Annotated in this window: 20 protein-coding genes; 5 read left to right on the top strand and 15 right to left on the bottom strand. The window is 58.6% G+C overall.

The window, feature by feature from the left end:
- Positions 1-129: 129 nt before the first annotated feature.
- From MWN76_RS21240 to MWN76_RS21235, 9 genes are all read right to left on the bottom strand, one after another.
- Positions 130-606 (bottom strand): class I SAM-dependent methyltransferase, encoded by a 477-nt coding sequence (locus MWN76_RS21240; RefSeq protein WP_425606580.1) that lies wholly within the window; start codon positions 604-606, stop codon positions 130-132.
- A gap of 283 nt (positions 607-889) precedes the next feature.
- Positions 890-1324 carry a nuclear transport factor 2-like protein gene (locus tag MWN76_RS01330; RefSeq protein WP_250458724.1) on the bottom strand — a complete coding sequence of 145 codons (435 nt, stop codon included), beginning with the start codon at positions 1322-1324 and terminating at the stop codon, positions 890-892.
- A 747-nt stretch (positions 1325-2071) separates the two neighbouring features.
- Positions 2072-2290 (bottom strand): hypothetical protein, encoded by a 219-nt coding sequence (locus MWN76_RS01325; RefSeq protein ID WP_250458722.1) that lies wholly within the window; start codon positions 2288-2290, stop codon positions 2072-2074.
- Positions 2291-2456: 166 nt separating this feature from the next.
- Entirely contained in the window at positions 2457-3530 is a 1074-nt protein-coding gene (locus tag MWN76_RS01320; protein WP_425606573.1) for an IS630 family transposase, read from the bottom strand.
- 128 nt (positions 3531-3658) lie between these two features.
- A complete protein-coding gene (locus MWN76_RS01315) occupies positions 3659-4078 on the bottom strand; it encodes a hypothetical protein (protein WP_250458720.1) in 420 nt (139 codons plus the stop codon).
- 51 nt (positions 4079-4129) lie between these two features.
- Positions 4130-4882 (bottom strand): hypothetical protein, encoded by a 753-nt coding sequence (locus MWN76_RS01310; protein WP_250458719.1) that lies wholly within the window; start codon positions 4880-4882, stop codon positions 4130-4132.
- Between the two features lie 220 nt (positions 4883-5102).
- A complete protein-coding gene (locus MWN76_RS01305) occupies positions 5103-5501 on the bottom strand; it encodes a GFA family protein (protein ID WP_250458717.1) in 399 nt (132 codons plus the stop codon).
- A gap of 70 nt (positions 5502-5571) precedes the next feature.
- Positions 5572-5850, bottom strand: a complete 279-nt coding sequence (locus MWN76_RS01300) for a hypothetical protein (protein WP_250458715.1) — start codon at positions 5848-5850, stop codon at positions 5572-5574.
- 295 nt (positions 5851-6145) lie between these two features.
- Entirely contained in the window at positions 6146-6433 is a 288-nt protein-coding gene (locus tag MWN76_RS21235) for a barstar family protein (RefSeq protein ID WP_425606572.1), read from the bottom strand.
- A gap of 884 nt (positions 6434-7317) precedes the next feature.
- On the opposite strand from MWN76_RS21235, the gene MWN76_RS01295 reads away from it, so the two are divergent.
- Positions 7318-8583: a sugar MFS transporter gene (locus MWN76_RS01295; protein ID WP_250458713.1), complete on the top strand. Its 1266-nt coding sequence runs from the start codon at positions 7318-7320 to the stop codon at positions 8581-8583.
- A 212-nt stretch (positions 8584-8795) separates the two neighbouring features.
- On the opposite strand, the gene MWN76_RS01290 is transcribed toward MWN76_RS01295, so the two are convergent.
- The gene (locus MWN76_RS01290; protein ID WP_250458711.1) at positions 8796-9089 is read right to left on the bottom strand and encodes a DUF1540 domain-containing protein; all 294 of its coding nucleotides are present in this window, start codon (positions 9087-9089) and stop codon (positions 8796-8798) included.
- A gap of 156 nt (positions 9090-9245) precedes the next feature.
- Complete coding sequence (locus MWN76_RS01285; protein WP_250458710.1) at positions 9246-9539, bottom strand: DUF1540 domain-containing protein; 294 nt, start codon at positions 9537-9539, stop codon at positions 9246-9248.
- A gap of 157 nt (positions 9540-9696) precedes the next feature.
- Here MWN76_RS01285 and MWN76_RS20875 point away from each other — a divergent pair, with 157 nt between their 5' ends.
- Positions 9697-13203, top strand: a complete 3507-nt coding sequence (locus tag MWN76_RS20875; protein ID WP_284500006.1) for a hybrid sensor histidine kinase/response regulator — start codon at positions 9697-9699, stop codon at positions 13201-13203.
- 107 nt (positions 13204-13310) lie between these two features.
- On the opposite strand, the gene MWN76_RS01275 is transcribed toward MWN76_RS20875, so the two are convergent.
- Together MWN76_RS01275 and acs are read right to left on the bottom strand one after the other, a co-directional pair.
- On the bottom strand, positions 13311-14015 hold the full coding sequence (locus MWN76_RS01275; protein WP_250458709.1) for a response regulator transcription factor: 705 nt from the start codon (positions 14013-14015) through the stop codon (positions 13311-13313).
- Positions 14016-14172: 157 nt separating this feature from the next.
- Positions 14173-16146, bottom strand: a complete 1974-nt coding sequence (acs, locus tag MWN76_RS01270) for an acetate--CoA ligase (RefSeq protein ID WP_250458708.1) — start codon at positions 16144-16146, stop codon at positions 14173-14175.
- Positions 16147-16319: 173 nt separating this feature from the next.
- Here acs and MWN76_RS01265 point away from each other — a divergent pair, with 173 nt between their 5' ends.
- The 3 genes from MWN76_RS01265 to MWN76_RS01255 all read left to right on the top strand — a co-directional run bounded on the left by MWN76_RS01265 (position 16320) and on the right by MWN76_RS01255 (position 19796).
- On the top strand, positions 16320-17636 hold the full coding sequence (locus tag MWN76_RS01265) for a DcaP family trimeric outer membrane transporter (RefSeq protein ID WP_250458707.1): 1317 nt from the start codon (positions 16320-16322) through the stop codon (positions 17634-17636).
- Between the two features lie 123 nt (positions 17637-17759).
- Complete coding sequence (locus tag MWN76_RS01260) at positions 17760-18080, top strand: DUF4212 domain-containing protein (protein WP_250458706.1); 321 nt, start codon at positions 17760-17762, stop codon at positions 18078-18080.
- A 9-nt stretch (positions 18081-18089) separates the two neighbouring features.
- Positions 18090-19796, top strand: coding sequence for a sodium:solute symporter family protein (locus MWN76_RS01255; RefSeq protein ID WP_250458705.1), 1707 nt, complete (start codon positions 18090-18092; stop codon positions 19794-19796).
- A 66-nt stretch (positions 19797-19862) separates the two neighbouring features.
- Here the strand turns inward: MWN76_RS01255 and MWN76_RS01250 are convergent, their stop codons facing one another.
- Together MWN76_RS01250 and MWN76_RS01245 are read right to left on the bottom strand one after the other, a co-directional pair.
- The gene (locus MWN76_RS01250) at positions 19863-20399 is read right to left on the bottom strand and encodes a GNAT family N-acetyltransferase (RefSeq protein ID WP_250458704.1); all 537 of its coding nucleotides are present in this window, start codon (positions 20397-20399) and stop codon (positions 19863-19865) included.
- Between the two features lie 49 nt (positions 20400-20448).
- A complete protein-coding gene (locus MWN76_RS01245) occupies positions 20449-22437 on the bottom strand; it encodes a BCCT family transporter (protein WP_250458703.1) in 1989 nt (662 codons plus the stop codon).
- Positions 22438-22505 lie beyond the last annotated feature (68 nt).

The following is a 22505-nucleotide window of genomic DNA, read 5'->3' as shown; positions in this document are numbered from 1 at the left end:
CCGCTGCCGGGAAGTCACCTCGTGACTGGAGTATCGACTGTGATCTTCGTTCACTGCTGCTGCATTGCGCCCGGGGAAGGTGAAAGGTGGGTATCGTAGTAGTGGTTCCCGCCTTCATCCCGGTACTCGTCAACCTGTGAGAGCCCGGCATCCGACAATGCGGCTCTGTACTCCTCGGCTCCCAGGGAGTGTGATCTTCTGCCCGTCAACACGTCTGCCCATACACATGTCTGTGCCGGGGAGGTGAACAGAAACCGGCCGCCCGGGTTCAATGCCGCGGCGGCCTTGAAAATGAGGTCCCGTTGTACTTTCGCAGGCAATAGAAACATCACGCCTATCGCGATCACGCCATCGAACGTCGAAGAAGCGCGAGTCCTCGATAGCCTCACAGGCAACCTGTGCATGGGGTAAGTGGCGGCGAAATGCGGCAATGAGACTTTCCGAAGCGTCTATGCCATACACGGCAAGCCCCTCCTCGGATAATACCGTTGAGATCGGCACTCCCGATCCACAGCCGAGATCCAGAACGGTACCATTTTTGGGGAGGGCACGGGCCCATATCCGAACCGTCGCGGTACCGACGCTCGACTGCTCACGGTGGCGCATGAACTCTGCGGCGGCGGCATCGTAGCCGTTCGATGGGTCGTGGGTTGCCGTGTTGCTCATCAGTTTTGCTCCCGTTTTTTACATCTACAGTTTATAAGGAGTAGTATATTTGGTTTTTCTGGTCTTCATGGGCTTACGTTATTCGCCAGAGTCTGTGGCATGATGCGGTTGTTTGCGTCAGTTGATGTTGATGAACATCCCGATTTTCTCGGAACCGTCGAAAAATTCCGTCTAAATATGTGATTTTTACTTGAGTGATATCAATGACGGAAGCAGAAAATTATCATTCCCAGTATTCAATGATTTTTGAAACCTTATCGCCTTCAAACTCAAAAACTGATAGGTGAATATTTCCGCTGGCAACCTCTAGCCTTTCTACCGCTGCAGCGTCTGACCCTGGTAAAATCCTAAGTACTTTATATCTGCCTTCAGTCAGCTTGTAATGTTTGGTGGTAATATACTTAGCGGCATTGTCATAAAGTTCTTCTCTTGTGTAGGTGCCGCCATAAATTTTATGCACATAAACAAAATCATCCGTATACATATCAAACAATGTATCCAGGTCATTGATAGATGCAGTGGCAAGCATTGCTCTGTTTTGTGCTTTATTTACAGATTTTACTGCCTTTTCGATGTCGATTGAGGAAGTAGTTCCTGCTCCAACACTTGAAGAAATACTAAATGTCAGAAGAATGATAAAAATATTCAGATTCTTCATAAATAATCCAAATTATTTAAGATAACGAAAGCGAAGATAAATGCTGCTAAAAATATAGGAATAAATACCAAACCAATAGCTATACCAAATTTGAATGTACGATTAGCTTGACTCTCAATAAATGCTCTTTCTTCCTTTGAGTAGACCGTCTCGCATCCTGGGCAGACAATCTCGTTATGTTTAACTACATGATCACAATGTGGGCAAGAAGTTGCTCGCTGCTCAAATAATTCTCGTACTGATCCGAAAGTAATCATGCTTTTAAGCCCATCTCTTTAGTTAACTCGACCACACTCGACAGAGAACGAGGACGCAGAAACTGGCAGAAGAAGCGCGTTGCGTAGGCCGTCCGTCAACATGGTCTGGTTATAGGGCAGGGGCAAGCGGCAGCCTCCTTAATCCAGTAGCAATTAATGTGACAAAAAGCGAAGTTACAGTAAATTGGCCTAGCATGTGAATAGCGAGTTTTGGCCAGAAATCTATTTCTTCAGTAAACAAAGGATGCCAGATGTAAATGAGCGTCAAGTTTCCGGGGAATAGAAAAAATCTATACCCAGGCATGCCTCCACCCCACACAGTCCAATTTACGATAAATACAATTAGTCCAACAAGTACTGCTCCGATACCTGCATAAACTGCGATTTTAATTATACTTGGCTGATTCATGGTGCACTATAACGTTGCCAGTGGGAGCGGTGAAGCCAGGCCTTTTTATAAACTCTTTGCAACATACCAATTTTTGCTCTTTCATGTGCTGATCAAGAAATAAGCCAATGAAAACATAATAATTTCCACTGCATAGAATATTTGAGAAATACCAAAGCCGAACTCGACAAGATCCCAAAACAATGATGCCAGCATAATGGCGCCAATCACAAAAAATGTAACTCTTATGTTTTTCCCCTTAAGCAAATCCCAAATTATCCAGGCTATAGCTAGAACCCAAACTGCGTTAATTCCGAGCATAAATGGGTCTCCAAAGCCCGCCTCTTCAAATTCTATTCCATCAAAATAGACAGCAGTTAGCGTCGAGAAGCATGAAACAATTAACGCAACTGCTGCTTTTTTAATGTCAGTAGGAAAATTTAAATCTCCTTGTATGCGGCTTGTAACACTCTAGTGGGCCATGCGGTTAATTCTGTAACGATTGTTTTGCGCGTTCGACCGAAGCCAAAATTTGGCTGGCGGGCTTTGTCCATTTGAACGGCTTTGCGCTCTCCGCGTTATGGGCTTTGATAAAGTTCTCCAGCTTCACCTTTAAGTCTGAAACACTGGTGAATACTCCACGATACAATGCTCGACGCTCCAATTGAGAAAACCAGCCCTCCACAGCATTCAGGCAAGAAGAGCTGGTTGGAGTGAAGTGTAAATGGATGCGAGGATGAGTATCGACCCATTCCCGAATTTCTTTTGTTTTGTGCGCGCTGAGATTGTCCAAAATGATGTGGAGATCCTTATCCGAATTTGTACGTCGATCAATCAACTTCAAGAAGGATAAGAATTCCTTGCTGTTCGTCCGCGCTGCCACTTTCCCAATCACTTTGCCCGTCAAAGTATTAAAAGCTGCGTACAAACTGGCCGTTCCGTGCCTTTTATAATCGTGCGTCCGGCTGCCAATTCGGCTTGGATTGAGCGGGAGACCTGGTTGCGTTCGATCCAAAGCTTGAATCTGTGTTTTTTCATCAACACTTAGAATAATGGCGTTTTCTGGTGGATTCATATACAAACCCACGATGTCTACGACCTTATCAGAGAACTCTGGATCATTGCTGATCTTGAACGTTTTTAATCGGTGTGGACGTAAATCTGCGGCTGCCCAGATCTGCCGAACTTGCCAAGGTGTTATTTCCGCGTATTTGGCCATCAACTCAACGCTCCAATGTGTAGCTTCTTCAGGAATACGTTTTGTTGTCAGGTACAGTACCCGATCTACGACCTCTTTATCGAGTACAGTTGGTCGGCCGCTACGAGGACGCTCAAGTAACCCATTAAGACCTTCCTCCTCAAACCGATTTCGCCAACGGTGAACTGTCTTGGGCGAAGTTCGTTGCGCTTCGGCGACTTCAGTGGGAGTCATGCCTTCGCTGAGCTGCAGAATAATCTTCGCCCGCATAATCTGCCCATGCGGCAGAGTCGTCGAACGGCATAGTTCATTCAGGGCGTCCGTGGTTTCGCTGGAAATTTGAAAAGGTTTTGGTGTGCGCATAAATAGATGATACGCTCACTTGCCCATAAGTTACACTATTTTCCGCATGGACCACTAGTAACCGGCAGCCGAAGCGTAGCGTAGGCTATCCAATGTGCGTCTTTCGCGTGTGATCTATCCTTATTTCGTTAAATTATTTTTGGCACTGTGATTTCCACTGGCTGATTGAACTTAGCCAATTTACCGGACTCGATAATTGAACCACGATGTATGAATGTGCAATACACCTTCCATTGCTCGCTACCTCCCCAGGTAAATGGCCCGAGTTTTTTATAGGTCCCGCCCACCTCGTACCCACTATGCGATAACTTTAGTAATCCACTTGAGTCAGATTTTTCATGGGCTTCATTTATTTCTTGGGCAATTTTATCACTTGGCCATATTCCATTTCCGTTACAACTGGCACTTACTCCAGAAACGGGATCTGCGTCTTGATTTTTAAAAATAATTTGGTAGCTCTTTGAGGGAGTTAATCCATCCCAAGTTACTCTGGTTGCACAGCCAGAGAGCATAAAAATACTAGCGATAAGTACGAATCTCGGCATCATAATTTAACGCTTAGCGTTGGCTGTCGCTCTGCCGCTGTTTGTTAGATGATATTAGTTGCATGACTTACTAATGCCATTTTGAGCCTCTTTCGTTAACCACTGGTAGTGATGTGCCTGCGGATAGTCAGGATAGTGGCTTAATGAGTACACTTTCTTATGGCTAAAAAATTCGCGCCAGACAACCACACCTATTTTACAATTTTTTCGATAGGGCACTCCCTTTGGTATCCGAGCCTCTACAATTTGTCCATCAGCTTCGATATTAACTACTATATCGGATTGGCTTACAAAAGGGTGTTTAACTGACAGAGTTTTCCCATCGATATAGTGGAACTCGCCAAGCATGTAAACATAGGTCAAAAAACTACCGATCACAGCCAATAAAAATATCCCTGTCAGATTGGTAACGCTGCTTTCATTGCATTTTTTTCTAGGATAAAGCCACCAAAAAGCGAAGCCACCTACGGCACCAATAAGAGTAAAACTGCTAATCGATTGAAGGCTATAAACTATAGGCACGTTGTGCTTCGTAAACAGCAAAACTCCTGGAGTGGCACATAAGGCGCCGCCCAGAGCAAAATATGGCCAGCCGTAGATTCTAAATTTATTTAGAATAAGGTAAAGGGGAATACCAATGATGGCAGCACAAGCATAGGCGACAGGCGCTCCAATGATGAAGACGAATATCCCTGCAGGCAGCGCTAGTAGGCTCGCAATACCTATCGGAATTGCTGGAGCTATGGCGAAAGCCTTTGCTACTTCTTTCTTTTCATCAGTCCAGTACATGGTTTGGTTTGATTTCATCTAACGAGGCTGTAGAAAAGCTCCAGCCCCTCCTTGCTGTTCATATTTTAATCAAAATCGCGCTTCTACGTGAATTCTGCACCTGTTCTCCATGACGAAAAGCATTTCAGGGCGCTCTCCGCACGAGAAATTAACATGCTCCAGAATTACTCGAGTTTTTCTACAGCCTGAACGCCCAGCGTTGGCTGTCGCTCTGCCGCTGTTTGTTATGTGCTACGGATTACCGGCCTGGTTGCCACTCTGGGTGCGCGTGAATATGGTCACCGTACTCCAACCAAGAAATCTCATGGGATTTCCAGATACCAAACTCTGCCTTAACCCCAGGATCATCATCTAAAGTAGCTACACGAAGAACGTAATTTGGACTTCCTTCTTTTTCAGCGATTAGCTGAGATCCGCAATTTGAGCAAAAGTACCGAACTTTTCCAGGCGAAGATTCATAACCTGAAATTTTATCCTCGCCCTTTACCCACCTAAAACTCTTCTTTGAAACAGCAGCAGCTGTATTAAATGCAGCTGAATGCGCCTTTCTACACGTTTTGCAGGAGCAATGTTGAATTGGGCTTTCTAGCTTTTCTATTTGATACTGAACCTGACCACACAAACAGCTTCCTTTCATACGAATAATGTTCCTTCAGTACTCTGGCACATAACGCCCTGGTCACGGGCTCGTCGCGCGCACCTTCTTATTAAGTGCCTTCTGAGCCAGCACTCAACCTCTGAATAAGTTCTACGCAGCACAGAGTGGTAAACATATAGCGCCCTGTTTCGGAGGCCACCTCTACCAACACCCCTTCACTATCTAGAACCTTGTCTGCGACAACCCAATCTAGGAATTTTTGCTCCAATTGAAGGTGAGAATAATCTTCACCGAGCATTACCACTTTGGCCGATACATATTGATCTGGACCAGAATCAAACCTGACCGTGTCGCCCAACAATACTCGCTCACCCGATTCGTAGTTCATAAGCACTTAACGCCGCCAGCACGCGAAGCTTTGTAGTGGAGGCGAAGCCGCAACGTAAAAGCCGTCGCTGTGCCTGGCCTTGTGTACGCCCAGCATGGGCATGAACTAATGGTGTGAGAGTCCCCTGTAGGAAGATCACCGTTAAATGACAATTTAACGTCAACCTGAAGAAGGTCGGGTTGGCGACACTGCGCGACGGATGGATCAAGCTTCACTACTCTGATTGAAACGCCCTGTGCGGACCCGCATGCAGGGTGTTGTGGGGAGGACGGGCTAAACACCCGCCCTTACCCGATTAGGTGTCCGCTCCAAGTTCCACCCGAACCCGCTTTGAATGGAGCTGTATCTCTTGCAATCGGCGGAGGAGACTACCGCTATTGATTGCCGAAAGAGACTCGGCATGGACGAACAGCAACTTCACATCGCCGGGCCACCCTGGCCCGCCCCCGGAAATCGCATCCAAGAAGGCAGAGGCGTTTCTACCGAAGAAATCCGCACCTTCAGGACGCACTATATCTATGTATAATTGCCAGAAATCGCTCTCGTCTCTGACATCCTGGCAGTCGATGATTATGGTATCCATACACACCTAACAGTTAATTCAAAAGCCACCGCTGCATATCCCCCAAGCTTCTATCTACAACCGAAAGAAATTCAAAAAGCTTAAAACCTGGTAACAATCAGCAAAATTTGAATTTCCTGCCTGATTTTTATACAGAGATATAAGGCGAAGCCGCCGGCCGCTTTATTCCTTGTTTGGCTATTGATCCTATTGAGTGCTCCTTAAAAGTCAATCACTTACGGAGCGATCTCAGTAGATAGAAGCACGCGGCTTCTGATCCCGCCAAAGTGGTTCACTTGTCCAATTTTGGCTGTACATTTTTTCAGCTTTCTGTCCTGGCTTATTGGGGTAGAGCTGGGGTTTTTACTTGTAGTCTTGTAACTGCAGGGGGGAGTAGTTGCTCGCTGTGGCAACGCCGAAAGCGGCTTGAGAGTTTCCAGGATATTGTCGGCGCTGGGCGAGGTTGTTGTCGGTAATCTCTGAGCTGGACGTCCAGGTTGGAGGACCCGGTGGAGGACCCGGTGGAGGAATAAGTGGTCCGGCATCGGTCGAGTGTGATCTGGAGCCTGGCATCGGCCACGCTTTGATTCGGTTCACCTTCCCGGCACTGATGCGCCAGCCCGCTTGTCACTTGCCCACTTCCCGCCCCCATGCAACAAGGCTGAGACTGAACAGTCGCCCCGCGTCGCGCCCGGAAGCAGCTGCCTGATGTAAGTGTATGCTAACATCCGTTTCCCGCGCGGGTTGCGCCCGTGCCAGTTTTCGAAATGCAAAGTGGGAACCGGGCCGGGGAATCTGGTAATCACCTCCGGCGCCGTCTCCGTGGTAGTCTCCGTTTCGGTGCCGGGCGCCACCCCGCCCAGCGATGTTGATGAAACGAGACAATAAGCATAACGAGGTGATCTATGGCCGGGGTCCAGGTTCCCGTCAGTGATGTGCGTGCGTCCGCCGGTGAGGCGGGGGGCAATTTCCGCTTTGCGCTGACTGCGTTGACTGTTCTGTTCTTTATGTGGGGCTTCCTTACCTGCCTCAACGATATTCTGATTCCGCACCTGAAGGCGGTCTTCGACCTGAGCTACACCCAGGCGATGCTGATCCAGTTCTGTTTCTTCGGTGCCTACTTCACGGTCTCGCTGCCGGCCGGCGCGCTGGTCAAGCGTATCGGCTACCAGAAAGGCATCGTCGGCGGCCTGCTGGTGGCCAGTGTGGGTTGCCTGCTGTTCTATCCGGCGGCGGATTACCATTCCTACCCGCTGTTCCTGGGGGCGCTGTTTGTACTGGCCTCCGGCATCACGCTGCTGCAGGTATCCGCCAACCCTTATGTGACCGCGCTCGGCGATCCGGCCACGGCCTCCAGCCGCCTGACCATGACCCAGGCGTTCAATTCCCTGGGGACCACGGTGGCGCCTTTCTTCGGCGGGATGTTGATCCTGTCCGCGGCCACGGTGGCGGTGGACTCCATGAGCCCGCAGGCGGAGGCCGCGGCGGTGAAGATGCCCTATCTGATGCTGGCCGGTGTACTGGCGCTGCTGGCGGTGATTTTCAGCCGCCTGAAACTGCCGGTCATCGCCTCGCAGGAGGAGGGCGCCGGTGAAGCGGTTGCCGATGCGCCGGCCTGGAGCCACCGCCACCTGGTGCTGGGTGCCGTGGGTATTTTCGTCTACGTGGGGGCCGAGGTGTCCATCGGCAGTTTCCTGGTGAACTTTCTCGGGCTGGACAGTATCGCCGCGCTGGAAGAGGCCCGGGCGGCGCACTACATCGCCTACTACTGGGGCGGTGCCATGGTGGGGCGCTTTATCGGCGCCGCGGTGATGCGCAGCGTCAATCCGGGCACGGTGCTGGCGTTCAACGCCGTTGCGGCGATCCTGCTGGTGGCGGCGGCCATCGCCGGTTCCGGCGCGCTGGCCATGTGGGCCATCCTGCTGGTGGGGCTGTTCAATTCGATCATGTTCCCGACCATCTTCAGCCTGGCGCTGAAGGACCTGGGCCGGCAGACCGGCCAGGCGTCCGGCATCCTGTGCCTGGCGATCGTCGGCGGCGCGCTGGTGCCGCTGTTGCAGGGTGTGGTGGCGGATAGCGCCGGTCTGCAGTTGTCCTTCCTGGTGCCGATTGTCTGCTATGTGTATATCGCCTTCTACGGCCTGAAGGGGTCCGAGGTGGTCGCGAAGTAGCGCCGGGGGCTTGGAAGCAGTGCTGTAGAGCGAAGGAAAGCCTTCTCGTAGGAGGCTGCCGTGCAGGCGAATGTGAATAGAAGACATCGCTCTTTATCGCCTGTAAGGCAGGCTCCTACGGGTGTTGCCTGACTTGGTAGTATTTGGATTGGACAAAAAGCGGGTGTGGGGCCGGACCTCACACCCGCTTTTTTATTGCGTAACTGGCCGGCTCAGTGGCAGGTACAGGTCAGGCACTTGGGGGATTCGCCCTGCCTGCCGACATCGATGCCGTCCGCGGAGCACTCGAAATCGTCGTTGAAGCTGCAGTCCGCCACCTTGCAGGCGCCGACGCCGGCGGCGCGGTGGCTGCGGGTGTGGGTGTCGTTGGTGAAGTAGGTGTCGCATCCGGGGTTGTCGCCATCGCCGATGGTGATGGCGCGGGCGTGACAGCTGTCATCGGTGTTGTAGGCGCAGCTGGCCACGGTGCAGTGGGCGACTTCCGGCATATCGGTGGCAATAATCATAGCGAACCTCGCTGACTGGGTTGCCTCCCAATAGCTTAGTGCCGGGAGCGGGCTCCGGCGAAAGGGCTTTGCCGGATCGATTCCGTCAACAGGCCAGCGGGGCGCAGCACTGGATTCCGGGTCAGGGCCCGGGATGGTGTTGCGCCGAAGTCCGGCTCAGTGCGTCGTATAGGTCAGGCAGTTGGCTTCGCTGCCCCGGTTGCCCACCTGGATACTGTCGGCGGTGCACTCGAAGTCCCGATTGTGGGTACAGTCCTCGATCTTGCAGGCACCCACGCCGGCCGTGCGGCCGCTGTGGGTGTGTTTGTTGCTGTCGAAGAAAGTGTCGCAGTCCGGGTCGTCGCCGTCGCCGATGGTGATGGCGCGCGCGTGGCAGGCATCGTCGGCGTTGTAGGCGCACTGGCTGATGACGCACTTGGCGACTTCGGGCATATCGGTCGCGATGATCATGGCTTTGCTCTCTCTGCTGGGGCTTTTACGTTCGAGTTTAGCAGCCGGCCCGGCCGGCATTGGCCCTGCCATCTCGACCAATTGCCAATGGCGGCCCGACCGGCCGATCGGTTATAAAGATCACTCACGCGTCAGAACAACAAGCCGGAGTGCGCGGATGATCGGCAAGCCCTACCTGCTGTTTTTTGCCCTGGTCTATGTGGCGCTGCTGTTCGTGGTGGCCTGGCGCGCCGAGCACCGCAAGCAGTGGCTGCTGCGCTACCGGCCGCTGATCTATGCGCTGACGCTCGCGGTTTACTGCAGTTCCTGGACCTTCTTCGGCGCGGTCGGCCAGTCGGCCACCAGCACCTGGGACTACCTGCCGATCTACCTGGGGCCGATGCTGCTGTTCCTGTTCGGCGGCGCCTTCCTGCGCAAGCTGATGCTGGTGAGCGAGCGGCAGAAGGTGACCTCCATCGCCGACTTCATCGGCTCGCGCTATGGCAAGAGCCAGGGGTTGTCGGCACTGGTGACGCTGCTGGCGATCGTCGGGAGCCTGCCGTATATCGCGCTGCAGCTGCGCGCGGTGACCATGGCCTGGGATACGGTCGGCGCCGGGCCGGAATCCGGCAGCCTGATCAATCTGGATACCGCCTTCGTCACCGCGCTGCTGATGGGCGTCTTCGCGATGCTGTTCGGCACCCGCCATCTGGAGGGGCGCGAGCGCAACCGCGGTGTGGTGGCGGCCATTGCGCTGGAATCGGTGGTCAAGCTGCTGGCTTTTGCCGCGGTGGCGGTGTTGGCCACCGGGCTGTTGTTCGGCGGCGAGCGCTACGCCGATATCGAATTGCGCCTGGACCCGCTGGTGCCCGATGCCAATTTCCTCACCCAGACACTGCTGGCCACGGCGGCCATCATCTGCCTGCCGCGCCAGTTCCATATGGCGGTGGTGGAGTTCCAGGACCGCCGCGACCTGAAGAGCGCGCGCTGGTTGCTGCCGCTGTACCTGGGGCTCTTCTCGCTGCTGATCCTGCCCATCGCCCTGGCCGGGCAGCCGCTGCTGGCGCAGGGGTTGCCGGAGCCGGACGGCCTGGTGTTGATGCTGCCGATGGAAAGCGGCAGCAGCGTGCTGACACTGCTGGCCTATATCGGCGGATTTTCCGCTGCCACGGGCATGGTGATCGTGGCCGCGGTGACCCTGGCGGTGATGATTTCCAACGAACTGGTGGCGCCGCTGTGGCTGTTCCTCAGCCGCTTTACACCGCTGTCGGCGGCGTCGCTCGGCAACCACCTGCGCCTGATCCGGCGGCTCAGTATCCTGTTGTTGCTGCTGCTCAGTTGGGGTATGCACCGGGCCATCACCGGCGTGGCGCCGCTGGCCTCCATCGGCCTGTTGTCCTTCGCCGCCGCCGCGCAGCTGGCACCGGCGCTGGCCGGCGCCCTCTACTGGCGCCGTGCGCACCGGCTCGGTGTGCTGGCGGGGCTGGTGGCCGGCTACGGCCTCTGGTTCTACTGCCTGGTGCTGCCGGCGGTCTACCCCGGGCACCGGCTGCTGAGCGAGGGGCTGTTCGGGCAGGACTGGCTGCGGCCGCAGCAGCTGTTCGGCCTGGAGGGGCTGGACCCGCTCAGCCACGGGGTCTTCTGGAGCCTGCTGGTCAACCTGCTGCTGTTTGTGGCGGTGTCGCTGCTGTGCCGGCCGCTGGCGCGGGACCGGCGCCAGGCGGAGGCGTTTGTCGAACTGTCGGAGGTCGATAAGGGCGAGGACCTGGACCTGAGCGACATCCAGGTGGGGCAGCTGAAAAGCCTGATGCAGCCGTTCGTCGGCCGCAAACGCCTGGAGCAGATCTGGAACGGCTTCGAGCGCCGCAGCCAGCAGCGGCTGCTGGCGGACGATGCGGCGCCGCGCTTTGCGGTGCAGGAGGCGGAGAGCACGCTGGCCGGTATCGTCGGCTCCGCCACCGCGCACCAGGTGATGGACCTGCTGCGGGTCAATCGCCCCTTCCAGCTGGAGGATATCGCGCGGTTGGTGGACGGCACTTCGCAGAAGCTGCGCTTTTCCCAGGAGCTGCTGCAGACCACGGTGGAAACCGTGGGCCAGGGCATCAGCGTGGTGGATGCGGAGCTGCGGCTGGTGGCCTGGAACCGCCACTATATCGAGCTGTTCGACTACCCGGAGCGGCTGCTGTATATCGGCTGCCCGGTGGAAAAACTCTATCGCCACAACGCCGAGCGCGGACTCTACGGTGGGGGCGTCGACCTGGAGGCCCAGATCGAGCGGCGCCTGGAATTACTGCGCCACGGCAGTGCGCACCGCTTCGAGCGGCGGCTGCCGAACGGCACTATCGTCGAGGTGCGTGGCACGCCCATGCCCGGTGGCGGCTTCGTAACCACCTTTACCGATATCAGCGACTACCGCGCCGCGGTGGATGCGCTGGAGGAAAACCAGCGCACGCTGGAAGAGCGGGTGGCGCAGCGCACCTCGGAGCTGCAGGCCAGCAACGAGGCACTGCAGGCGGAGAACCTCCGCCGCGCCGAAGTGGAGGCGCAGATACGCGAGCTGCACGGGGCCAAGACCCGCTTCCTGGCGCATACCAGCCACGATCTGCTGCAGCCGATCAATGCCGCGCGCCTGTTTATCGCCTCGGCGCAGCAGAAGGCCGCGCGCAGCGACTGGGAGCAGACCCTGGAGGATATGGGGCACGTCGACAGCGCGCTCAATACCGCCGAGCAACTGATCGGCGCGCTGCGCGAGATCAGTCGCCTGGACGCCGGCAACCTGACGCCGAAGCGCGAACATTTCCCCATCGGCGAGTTGCTCGACGCGCTGACGGTGGAGTTCCAGGCCATCGCCGCCAGCCGCGGCCTGCGGCTGCGCTACCGGCCCAGCCGGCTGTGGGTGCACAGCGACCGGCACCTGCTGCGCCGCATACTGCAGAACTTCCTCAGCAACGCGCTGCACTACACCGGCCGCGGCCGGGTGCTGCTGGGCGCGCGCAGGCGCGGCGATGAGCTGGAAATCCAGGTGTGGGACACGGGGCCGGGCATAGCGCCGGAGGCGCAGGCGCAGATCTTCGACGAATTTGTACGGCTCTCTGCCTCCGAGCGGCCGTCGGACAAGGGGCTGGGCCTGGGGCTGGCGATCGCGCGGCGCAGCGCGGAATTGTTGCAGCACCCGATCGGCGTGCAATCCCGCCCCGGGCGCGGTGCCATGTTCTGTATCCGCGTGCCGCTGGGCGCGGCCGATAGCGCCCGGCGGCCGCGCCCGCAGCCACAGCCGGCGGGTGCCGACCTGTCCGGAATCCGCGTGCTGTGCATCGACAACGAGTCCTCGATCCTGCGCGGTATGCACAGCCTGCTGAGCGGCTGGGGCTGCCGGGTGACGGCCGCGCGCTCGCTGCGCGAGGCCCTGGCGGCCTGGCCCGGCGAGCGGCCGCCGCAACTGGTGATTGTCGACTACCACCTGGACCGGGACGAGACCGGGATCGGCGCGTTGCAGGCCCTGAATACACACTGGCGGCGGTCGCTGCCGGGTATCCTGATCAGTGCCGACATTTCCGAACAGGTGCGCGCCGCGGCCGCGGAGTGCGGCTGTCTCTACCTGTCCAAACCGGTCAAACCCGCCGCGCTGCGCAACCTGGTGCGCCGGCTGGCCCGGCGCCGGCCCCCGGTTCACACCAGAACGTAGACAGGTAGGGTGCGCCGTGCGCACCGCGGGGTTGGATGGTGCACACAGTACACCCTACGATTTCCCGAGTCCCGAGTCCCGAGTCCCGAGTCCCGAGTCCCGAGCCTTCAGGCCAAGGCCGGCGAATGTTTCGGCGGCGGGGTGAACTGCCCCGGTGGCTCCACATCCAGGCTGCCCAGCGCCAGCACCGCCTGGGTGCGGGAGTTGACGTCCAGTTTGCGGAACAGCGCCGTCAGGTGCGCCTTGACGGTAGCTTCGGTGACGTGCATTTCGTAGGCGATCTGCTTGTTCAGCAGGCCCTCGGCGAGCATGGTGGCGACGCGGAACTGCTGCGGCGTCAGCGATGCGACCACATCCGCCACGGCCAGCTCCGGGGATTCGCCGGCGCACTGTGCGGCCACGCCGTCGGGCAGCCAGATGTCGCCCGCCAGTGCCTGCCGCAGCGCCGCACTGATGGTTTCCACCGGCGCCGATTTGGGCAGGAAACCGCAGGCGCCGTAGTCGATCGCGCGGCACATGACTTCCGGCTTCTCGTTGGCGGACACCACCATCACCGGCAGTTCCGGGTACTGGCCGCTGAGAAAAATCAGGCCGCTGAAGCCGCGCGCACCCGGCATGTGCAGGTCCAGCAACAGCAGGTCGCAATCGCCGTGTTCGGCCGCGCAGCGCTGCAGGCTCTCCATATCCTCCGCCTCGTGCAGCTCGGCTTCGGGAAAGGCGCTGGCAATGGACTGGCGCAGCGCGCTGCGGAACAGCGGGTGGTCATCGGCGATAATGAATTTACGCACCGTATTATCGGTATTCGAGTGCATACCCATCGCTCCCTCATCGTCAACGGGCCCTCCGGGGAGGGCACATCAGTTTACGGCGGCGGTCCGCCGCTTTCTTATTATTTATAACTATCGGGTACAGCTCTGGGGTACTTCACTTTTGCCGGGGCCTGCCTGCGGGGGATTCGAGGGCCCCGTGTCAGGCGCTCTGCGCCAGCGCCGCGTGTTCCTCGATCAACTGTTGCACCACGGATGGATCCGCCAGGGTGGAAATGTCTCCCAACTGGTCGCATTCGCCGGCGGCGATCTTGCGCAGTATGCGGCGCATGATCTTGCCGGAGCGGGTTTTCGGCAGGCCCGGGGCCCACTGGATCACGTCCGGCGTGGCGATGGGGCCTATCTCGCTGCGCAGCCAGCCGCGCAGTTCCATGCGCATCTTCTCGTCCGGCTCCAGGCCGCTGTTCAGGGTCACGTAGATATAGATGCCCTGGCCCTTCAGTTCGTGTGGGAAGCCGACCACCGCCGCCTCCGCCACCGCCTCGTGGGCCACCAGCGCGCTCTCCAGTTCGGCGGTGCCCATGCGGTGGCCGGAGACGTTGAGCACGTCGTCCACGCGGCCGGTGATCCAGTAGTAACCGTCGGCATCGCGGCGCGCGCCGTCGCCGCTGAAGTACATGCCGTCGAAGGTGCTGAAGTAGGTGTCCACAAAGCGTTGGTGGTCGCCGAACACGGTGCGCATCTGCCCGGGCCAGCTGTCCAGCAGCACCAGGTTGCCCTCGGCGGCGCCGTCGAGAAGTTTGCCGTCGTTGTCCACCAGCGCCGGCCGCACGCCGAAGAAGGGGCGGGTGGCGGAACCGGGTTTCAGCGCGGTGGCGCCGGGCAGCGGCGTGAGCATGGCGCCGCCGGTTTCCGTCTGCCACCAGGTGTCGACGATCGGGCACTGGCCGCGGCCGAAGGTGCGGTGATACCACTTCCAGGCTTGTGGGTTGATCGGTTCGCCCACGGTACCCAGCAGCCGCAGGCTGGACAGGTCGGCGCCGGCCACGGGTTTGTCGCCCTCGGCCATCAGCGCGCGAATCGCGGTGGGGGCGATATACAGGATATTGATGCGGTGGTCGTCGATGATCTGCGCCACACGCGTCACATCCGGGTAGTTGGGCACGCCCTCGTACATCACTGTGGTGGCGCCATTTGCGAGTGGGCCGTAGAGAATGTAGGAGTGGCCGGTGATCCAGCCGATATCGGCCGCGCACCAGTAGCGTTCGCCGCGGCGGTAGTCGAATACGTATTCGTGAGTCAGGGCGGTGTAGGCCAGGTAGCCGCCGCCGGTGTGCAGCACGCCCTTGGGTTTGCCGGTGGAGCCGGAGGTGTAGAGGATAAACAGCGGGTCCTCCGCATTCATTTCCTCCGGCGGGCAGTCGTCGTCCTGCTGCGCGACCAGTTCGCCGTAGTCGCGGTCGCGCCCTTCGTGCCACTGGATCTTGTCGCTGGTGTCATTCACTACCACCACGTTGTCGACGCAGGTTTCCCGGCACAGGGCCACGGCTTTGTCGACATTGTCTTTCAGCGGCACCGGCCTGCCGCCGCGCACGCCGGCGTTGGCGGTGATCAGCGTGTGCGACCTGCCGTCGTCCATGCGCCCGGCCAGCGCCTCCGGAGAGAAGCCGGCAAAGACCACCGAGTGCACCGCGCCGATGCGCGCACAGGCCAGCATGGCCACCGCGGCCTCCGGGATCATCGGCATGTAGATGGTGACCACATCTCCCCTGCGCACGCCGAGGGACTTGAGTCCGTTGGCGAAGCGGCACACATCCCGGTGCAGTTCGCGGTAGCTGATTTCCCGGGAGACGCCCGGTTCATCGCCGATCCACAGGATGGCGGTATCGTCGCCGTGTTCATCCAGGTGGCGGTCGAGGCAGTTGGCGGCCACGTTCAGGGTGCCGTCGGCGTACCAGCGGATATGCAGGTCGTCCCTGGCGAAGGATACGTCCTTGACCCGGGTGTAGGGCCGGATCCAGTCGAGCCGCCGGCCCTGTTCGCGCCAGAAGCCCTCGCTGTCCTCGATGGAGCGGTTGTAGAGTTCGAAATAGGCGCTTTCATTCAGCAGGGAGCGGCCGGCGTAGGCCGCCGGTACGGGGTAGACGGTTTCCTCGGGCACAGTGCACCTCATCATCTTGCCTGTTCTTATTGCCCGCATTCTGCATCGGCCTGGCGAGCGGGCGTATTAGACATAAGTCGAAGGCGCAGGGAGGTTTAGACCAATGGTTAATACCCAAAGCGGCGCAGACAGGTTTCCATCGTCGGTGACAAGGCAGTATTTCGACAACCCGCGCTCGGAGGGAGCTTATGTCGTTTACAAGAATAAAAACCGCCGGCCTGTCCGCAGGCCTGGCGTCGGCGATGATGATTGGCCCGGTGTCGCAGGCGGCCCTGGCCCAGAGCAGTAACGAGGAGTTGCAGCTGCGTATCGAGGAACTGCAGGCACAGGTGAACCGGCTGGCCGCGGAGGCGGAGCAGCAGCGCCGCACCGTGGTGGAGAACCCGGAGCCGGAGCAGCCACAGCAGGGTACGCAGATCGAGATCGGTGGTTTCATGAAGCTGGACAGCGAGTTCAGCGACTACTCCGACGGCAATGCCGCCACCGCCGGCGTGGGCGAGGATTTCCTGGTGCCTTCGACGATTCCCGTCGGTGGTGAGGGCGGTGACACCAAGTTCAATTCCCACGCCAAGTCCTCGCGCCTGTTTATCAAGAGTCGCACAGCGGTGGCCGGCGGCGAGGTGCGGACCCATCTCGAGATAGATGCCATGGCCGGAGGCCAGGGCGATGAACGCATCAGCAATTCCTACGCCCAGCGCCTGCGCCATGCCTATGTGGACTGGCAGATGGACGACCGCCGCAGCCTGTTGGCGGGCCAGACCTGGTCGACTTTTTTCAACGTCGGCGCGCTGCCGGAGGGGATGGACTTTGTCGGCCCGGTGGGTACCATTTTCGAGCGCCAGCCGCAGTTGCGCTACAGCCACAAGATAGGCAACGGCAGCCTGCAACTGGCCGCGGAGAACCCGGCCACAACCCTGTACAACGGTACGGAAAATCCCTACGACGACAGCGGTACACCGGACCTGGTCTTGCGCTACAACAACAGCGCCGGGGATTTCAGCTACTCGGTGGCGTCCCTGAGCCGCGAGCTGAGCTACGACGACGGTGCCGACAATGAATCCGTGCGCGGCCACGCCATCAGCGTTTCGGGCAAATACCAGTTCGGCCGCGACGACATCCGCTTTATGCTGAGCAGCGGCAACGCGCTGGGCCGCTATATGGGCCTGAACGGCTACCGCGCCGGCATTATCGAGGCGGACGGGAATATCGACCTGATCGACCAGAGCGGCGGCTTCGTCGCGCTGCGCCATTTCTGGAGTGAGACCTGGCGCAGCAACCTGGTGCTGTCCGCGTCGCGGGCGGATAACCCGGACACCGTGTCCGACACCACCGCCTCCGCCTACCGCAGTATGCACCTGAACCTGCTCTATTCACCGATACCGAAAATGACCCTGGGGGGCGAATATATCCTGGCAAACAAGGAGGTGGAGAACACCAGCGGGTCGCTGGCGGATGACGAGGGGGAGTTGCAACGGCTGCAGTTTTCTGTGAAATATGTGTTCTGAGTGAGTTTGTCCGGCGCTTCGCAAGATGGGTGGAGCGTTGATGACACAAGGGCATGACAGCATGACTGTATGACTGCATGATCGAGAGTTCCGATAACCGATAATAAGTACGGAGTGATAACAATGAGTTTTGAAAGCGAACAACACGCAGACGATTACTGGAAAGAAAACATACGCCTGATGCTGATACTGCTCGGTGTCTGGTTTGTCGCGTCTTTCTGCTGCGGTATTTTATTTGTCGAACAGCTGAATGCGATCCGCCTGGGCGGCTTCAAGCTCGGCTTCTGGTTTGCGCAGCAGGGATCCATCTATATATTCCTGGCCCTGATCGCGGTCTATGTGGTGCAGATGAACAAGCTGGACCGAAAGTACAGCGTGCACGAGGATGACGAGGCGCCGGAAGCACCGGCGCAGCCGCAACCCGTCGAAGAATTCGGTCAATAGGAGCGCATCATGGATATTCAGACACTTACGTTCCTGATCGTCGGTGCGACCTTCGCGCTCTATATCGGCATTGCCCTCTGGGCCCGCGCCGGTTCCACCAACGACTTCTACGTGGCCGGCGGCGGTGTGCACCCGGTGGCCAACGGCATGGCCACGGCCGCGGACTGGATGTCGGCGGCCTCGTTCATTTCCATGGCCGGCCTGATCTCGTTCATGGGCTACGATGGCGCCGTCTACCTGATGGGCTGGACCGGCGGCTATGTGCTGCTGGCGCTCTGCCTGGCGCCCTACCTGCGCAAGTTCGGCAAGTTCACGGTACCGGCCTTTATCGGCGACCGCTACTACTCGCAGACGGCGCGCACCGTGGCGGTAATCTGCGCGATTTTCGTCTGCTTTACCTATGTGGCGGGGCAGATGCGCGGCGTGGGCGTGGTCTTCTCGCGTTTCCTCGAGGTGGATATCACCTGGGGCGTGATCATCGGTATGGGGATCGTGTTCTTCTACGCGGTGCTCGGCGGCATGAAGGGCATTACCTATACCCAGGTGGCCCAGTACTGCGTATTGATCTGCGCCTACCTGGTGCCGGCGATTTTCATCTCCATCATGATGACCGGCCACGTGATTCCGCAGATCGGCTTCGGCGGTGAGCTGAACGACGGTTCCGGTACCTACCTGCTGGACAAGCTCGATGGATTGTCGGCGGAACTGGGCTTTGCCGAGTACACGTCGGGGACGAAAAGTACCATCGATGTATTTTTCATCACCGCCGCGCTGATGGTGGGCACCGCCGGCCTGCCGCACGTGATCGTGCGCTTCTTTACCGTGCCCAAGGTACGGGACGCGCGCAAGTCCGCCGGCTGGGCACTGCTGTTTATCGCGCTGCTGTACACCACCGCACCGGCCATCGCGACTTTTGCGCGGGTCAATATGATCGATACCATCAACGGCCCGGATGCGCAGGGTACCGCCTACGAAAAGGCGCCGAGCTGGATCGGCAATTGGGAGAGTACCGGCCTGATCAGCTGGGAGGACAAGAACGGTGACGGCAAGATGTTCTACTCCGGCGATGAGCGCAACGAGATGGATATCGACCGCGATATCATGGTGCTGGCAAACCCGGAGATCGCCGACCTGCCGGCCTGGGTCATCGCGTTGGTCGCCGCCGGCGGGGTGGCCGCGGCGCTGTCCACTTCAGCGGGCCTGTTGCTGGTGATATCGACGTCCATTTCCCACGACCTGCTGAAACGCAACCTGATGCCGAATATCTCCGAGAAGCAGGAGCTCGGCTACGCCCGCATCGCCTCGGCGGTGGCCATCTGTATCGCCGGTTACCTGGGGATCAATCCACCGGGCTTTGTCGCACAGGTGGTGGCGTTCGCCTTCGGGCTGGCCGCGTCCTCCTTCTTCCCGGCGATCATCATGGGGATTTTCAGCAAGCGTATGAACAAGGAGGGGGCGATTGCAGGCATGCTGTCCGGTATCACCTTTACCGCGGCCTACATCATCTACTTCAAGTTCATCAACCCGGCCGCGAATACGCCGGACAACTGGTGGTTCGGTATTTCGCCGGAGGGCATCGGTACGCTGGGCATGCTGCTGAACTTTGCTGTGGCCGTCGGGGTCGCGCGTATGACCAGCGACGCGCCGAAGCATGTGCAGGACATGGTGGCGGATATCCGCTTCCCCAAAGGAGCCGGCGAGGCCACTGCGCACTGATGTAGATCCAACCCCCTACCATCCTTGGCGAGGCGCTCTCCCCCAGGAGTGCTCGCCTTTTTTCTGTCAGCCCTGTTCCTGCGGCGTGCGATTTTCAGCGGCACTCCAGGCCATCAACAGCAACTCTTCATCGTCCTTCGGCAACTTGATGGTTTTCTCGGCGTGCAGACCGAGTTTCCTCAGCAGGTTGACGGAGGCTTCGTTGGTGGGTTGGGCGATGGCGACGATGCGTTTCAGGCCGATGGTCTCGCGGCCATAGTGCATCACCGCTTCGGCGGCCTCGAACGCATAGCCCTGGCCGCGGTAAGCCGGCAGGAAGGCGAAACCGATATCCACGTCGTCCAGCCCGTCGCGCTTGACCAGCCCGCAGAGGCCGATAGCGGTGCCGTCTTTCAGTTCGACCTTGTACATGCCGAACCGGTGCTGATGATACATGGCCAGGGGGCCGTCGATGATGTAGCGGCGGGCATCTTCCTCGGTATGTACGCCGCGGTCGCCGACATTGCGCAGGAAGTCCGGGTCGGTCAGCACTGCCAGCAGCAGCGGTGCGTCGTTCTTGTCGAGCTCGCGCAGATTCAGTCGCGGTGTCTGTAGCAGGGTCATGGGGCGTTACTCGCAAAAAACGCTATTCTGCACAAGTGGCGCCGACCTGTCAGCGCAGGCTGTGCAGAAACTGCAGGTGCCGCTCATACTGCGACAGGATATCCGTCAGCAACTGGTCCCGGGTCCAGCCCATGACATCGTAGTCCTGGCCACCTTCGCTCAGGTGCACCTCGGCGCGGAAGTATTTGTCCGGCGAGCCGTCGTCGTAGGTGTCGTCCAGCTCTGCATCGGGGTTGCTGGCGTTGGGCTTCAGGTGCGCCTTGGGGTGAATGCTGTAGAGGAAGTCGACCTCATCGCCCTGGAATACATTCAGGCTCACCACCGAGTTTTCCCCTTCGCTGACCTCGGCCTGGAAGCCGTTTTTCTCCATCTGCGCGGCGAAATCGCGCATGGCGGGAAGGCCAGTGCTCTCGATATAGTCGTGTACCTCCGCCAGGGATGGCAGTTGCACCAGGTTCCTGAGACGCCGCTCCCAGGACACCGGGTTGCGCGCGCTGACCGGCGCCACCGGCGCACTCTGGGCATCGCGCTTGGCGGAATCCGTTCGCAACGCCTTGATCAGCCCGTAGATGGCCACCAGCAGTATCAGTGAGAAGGGCAGGGCACTGGTAATCGCCGCGGTCTGCAGCGAGGCCAGCCCGCCGGCCAGCAGCAGCGCGATGGCCACCACGCCGATGATGGCGGCCCAGAAGATCCTCTGCCACACCGGTGTATCGTCGCGGCCGTGGGAGGCGAGCATATTCATCACCATCGCGCCGGAATCCGCCGAGGTGACGAAGAATATCACCACCAGCACAATGGCCAGCAGCGACAGTACGCCCGAGAAGGGAAACTGCTCGAGAAACTGGAACAGGGCCAGCGACTGGTCTTTCTCGATGATATCGGCCAGGGACTGCAGGCCCTCCTCGCGGATAAAACGGAGTGCCGAATTGCCGAACACCGTCAGCCAGACAATGGTGATCAGGGTCGGCATCAGTAGCGTGCCGACGATAAATTCACGGATGGTGCGGCCGCGGGAAATGCGCGCGATGAACAACCCCACGAATGGCGACCAGCTCAGGCACCAGCCCCAGTAAAAAATGGTCCAGCCACCGATCCAGTCGGTGGGGGCGTAGGCGTAGAGGTTGAAGGTGCGGTTGACCAGCACCGACAGGTAGCTGCCGACATTCTGCACGAATGCCTGGAACAGGAACACGGTGCTGCCGAGTACCAGGATGGTCAGGCACAGGATGGCCGCCAGGCTCATATTCAGTTGTGACAAGCGCTTGATGCCGGCATCCAGGCCGACCACCACCGAGACTGTCGCCACCGAGGTGGTTACCGCGATCAGTATGACCTGGGTGATATTGCTCACCGGAATGCCGAACAGGTGGTTGAGACCGGAATTCATCTGCAGGACACCGAAGCCCAGTGTCGTGGCGGTACCACAGACGGTACTGACAATGGCGAAGACGTCGACCGCATGACCGATGGGGCCGTGGATACGTTCGCCGATAATCGGGTAGAGCGCCGAGCGCAGTGTGAGCGGCAGGTTGTGGCGATAGCTGAAGTAGCCGAGGATCAGCGCCACGCCGGCGAAGATGGCCCAGACATGGAAGCCCCAGTGGAAGATGCTGAGTACCATCGCCTCGCGCGCCGCCTCGACGCTGCCGGCCTGCGCGTCCGGCGGGTTCAGGTAGTGCATTACCGGTTCGGCCACGCCGAAAAACAGCAGCCCGATACCGATACCGGCGGAAAACAGCATGGCGATCCAGGAGCCGTAGCTGTACTCGGGTTTCTCGTGTTCGGGGCCCAGCTTGATATCGCCGAAACGGGACAGGCTGATGACCACCACCGTTACCAGCAGCACGGCCACGATCAGTACGTAGTACCAGCCCATATAGTCGACGATGGCGTTCTGCAGGCTCTGGAAGCGTTGTGTCGCGTCTTCGGGGAAAAAGACCGCGTAGGCCACCAGCAACAGCAGCAGGCCGGTGGAAGTGTAGAAAACCGGTGGGTCGAGTTTGGCCTTCCCGTCGTCTGTCGTTCGCAGTTTCATCGCGTCGCCCGGGCTGAAAATACCGATATCCGGCGCGGAATCCGCCGGAATAAAATGCTGACATTTTC

Origin of the sequence: Microbulbifer litoralis (assembly GCF_023634065.1) — a bacterium.
GTDB lineage: Bacteria > Pseudomonadota > Gammaproteobacteria > Pseudomonadales > Cellvibrionaceae > Microbulbifer > Microbulbifer litoralis.
The sequence above is the reverse complement of the archived record's forward strand: the minus strand, read 5'-3'. Positions and strand labels throughout refer to the sequence as shown.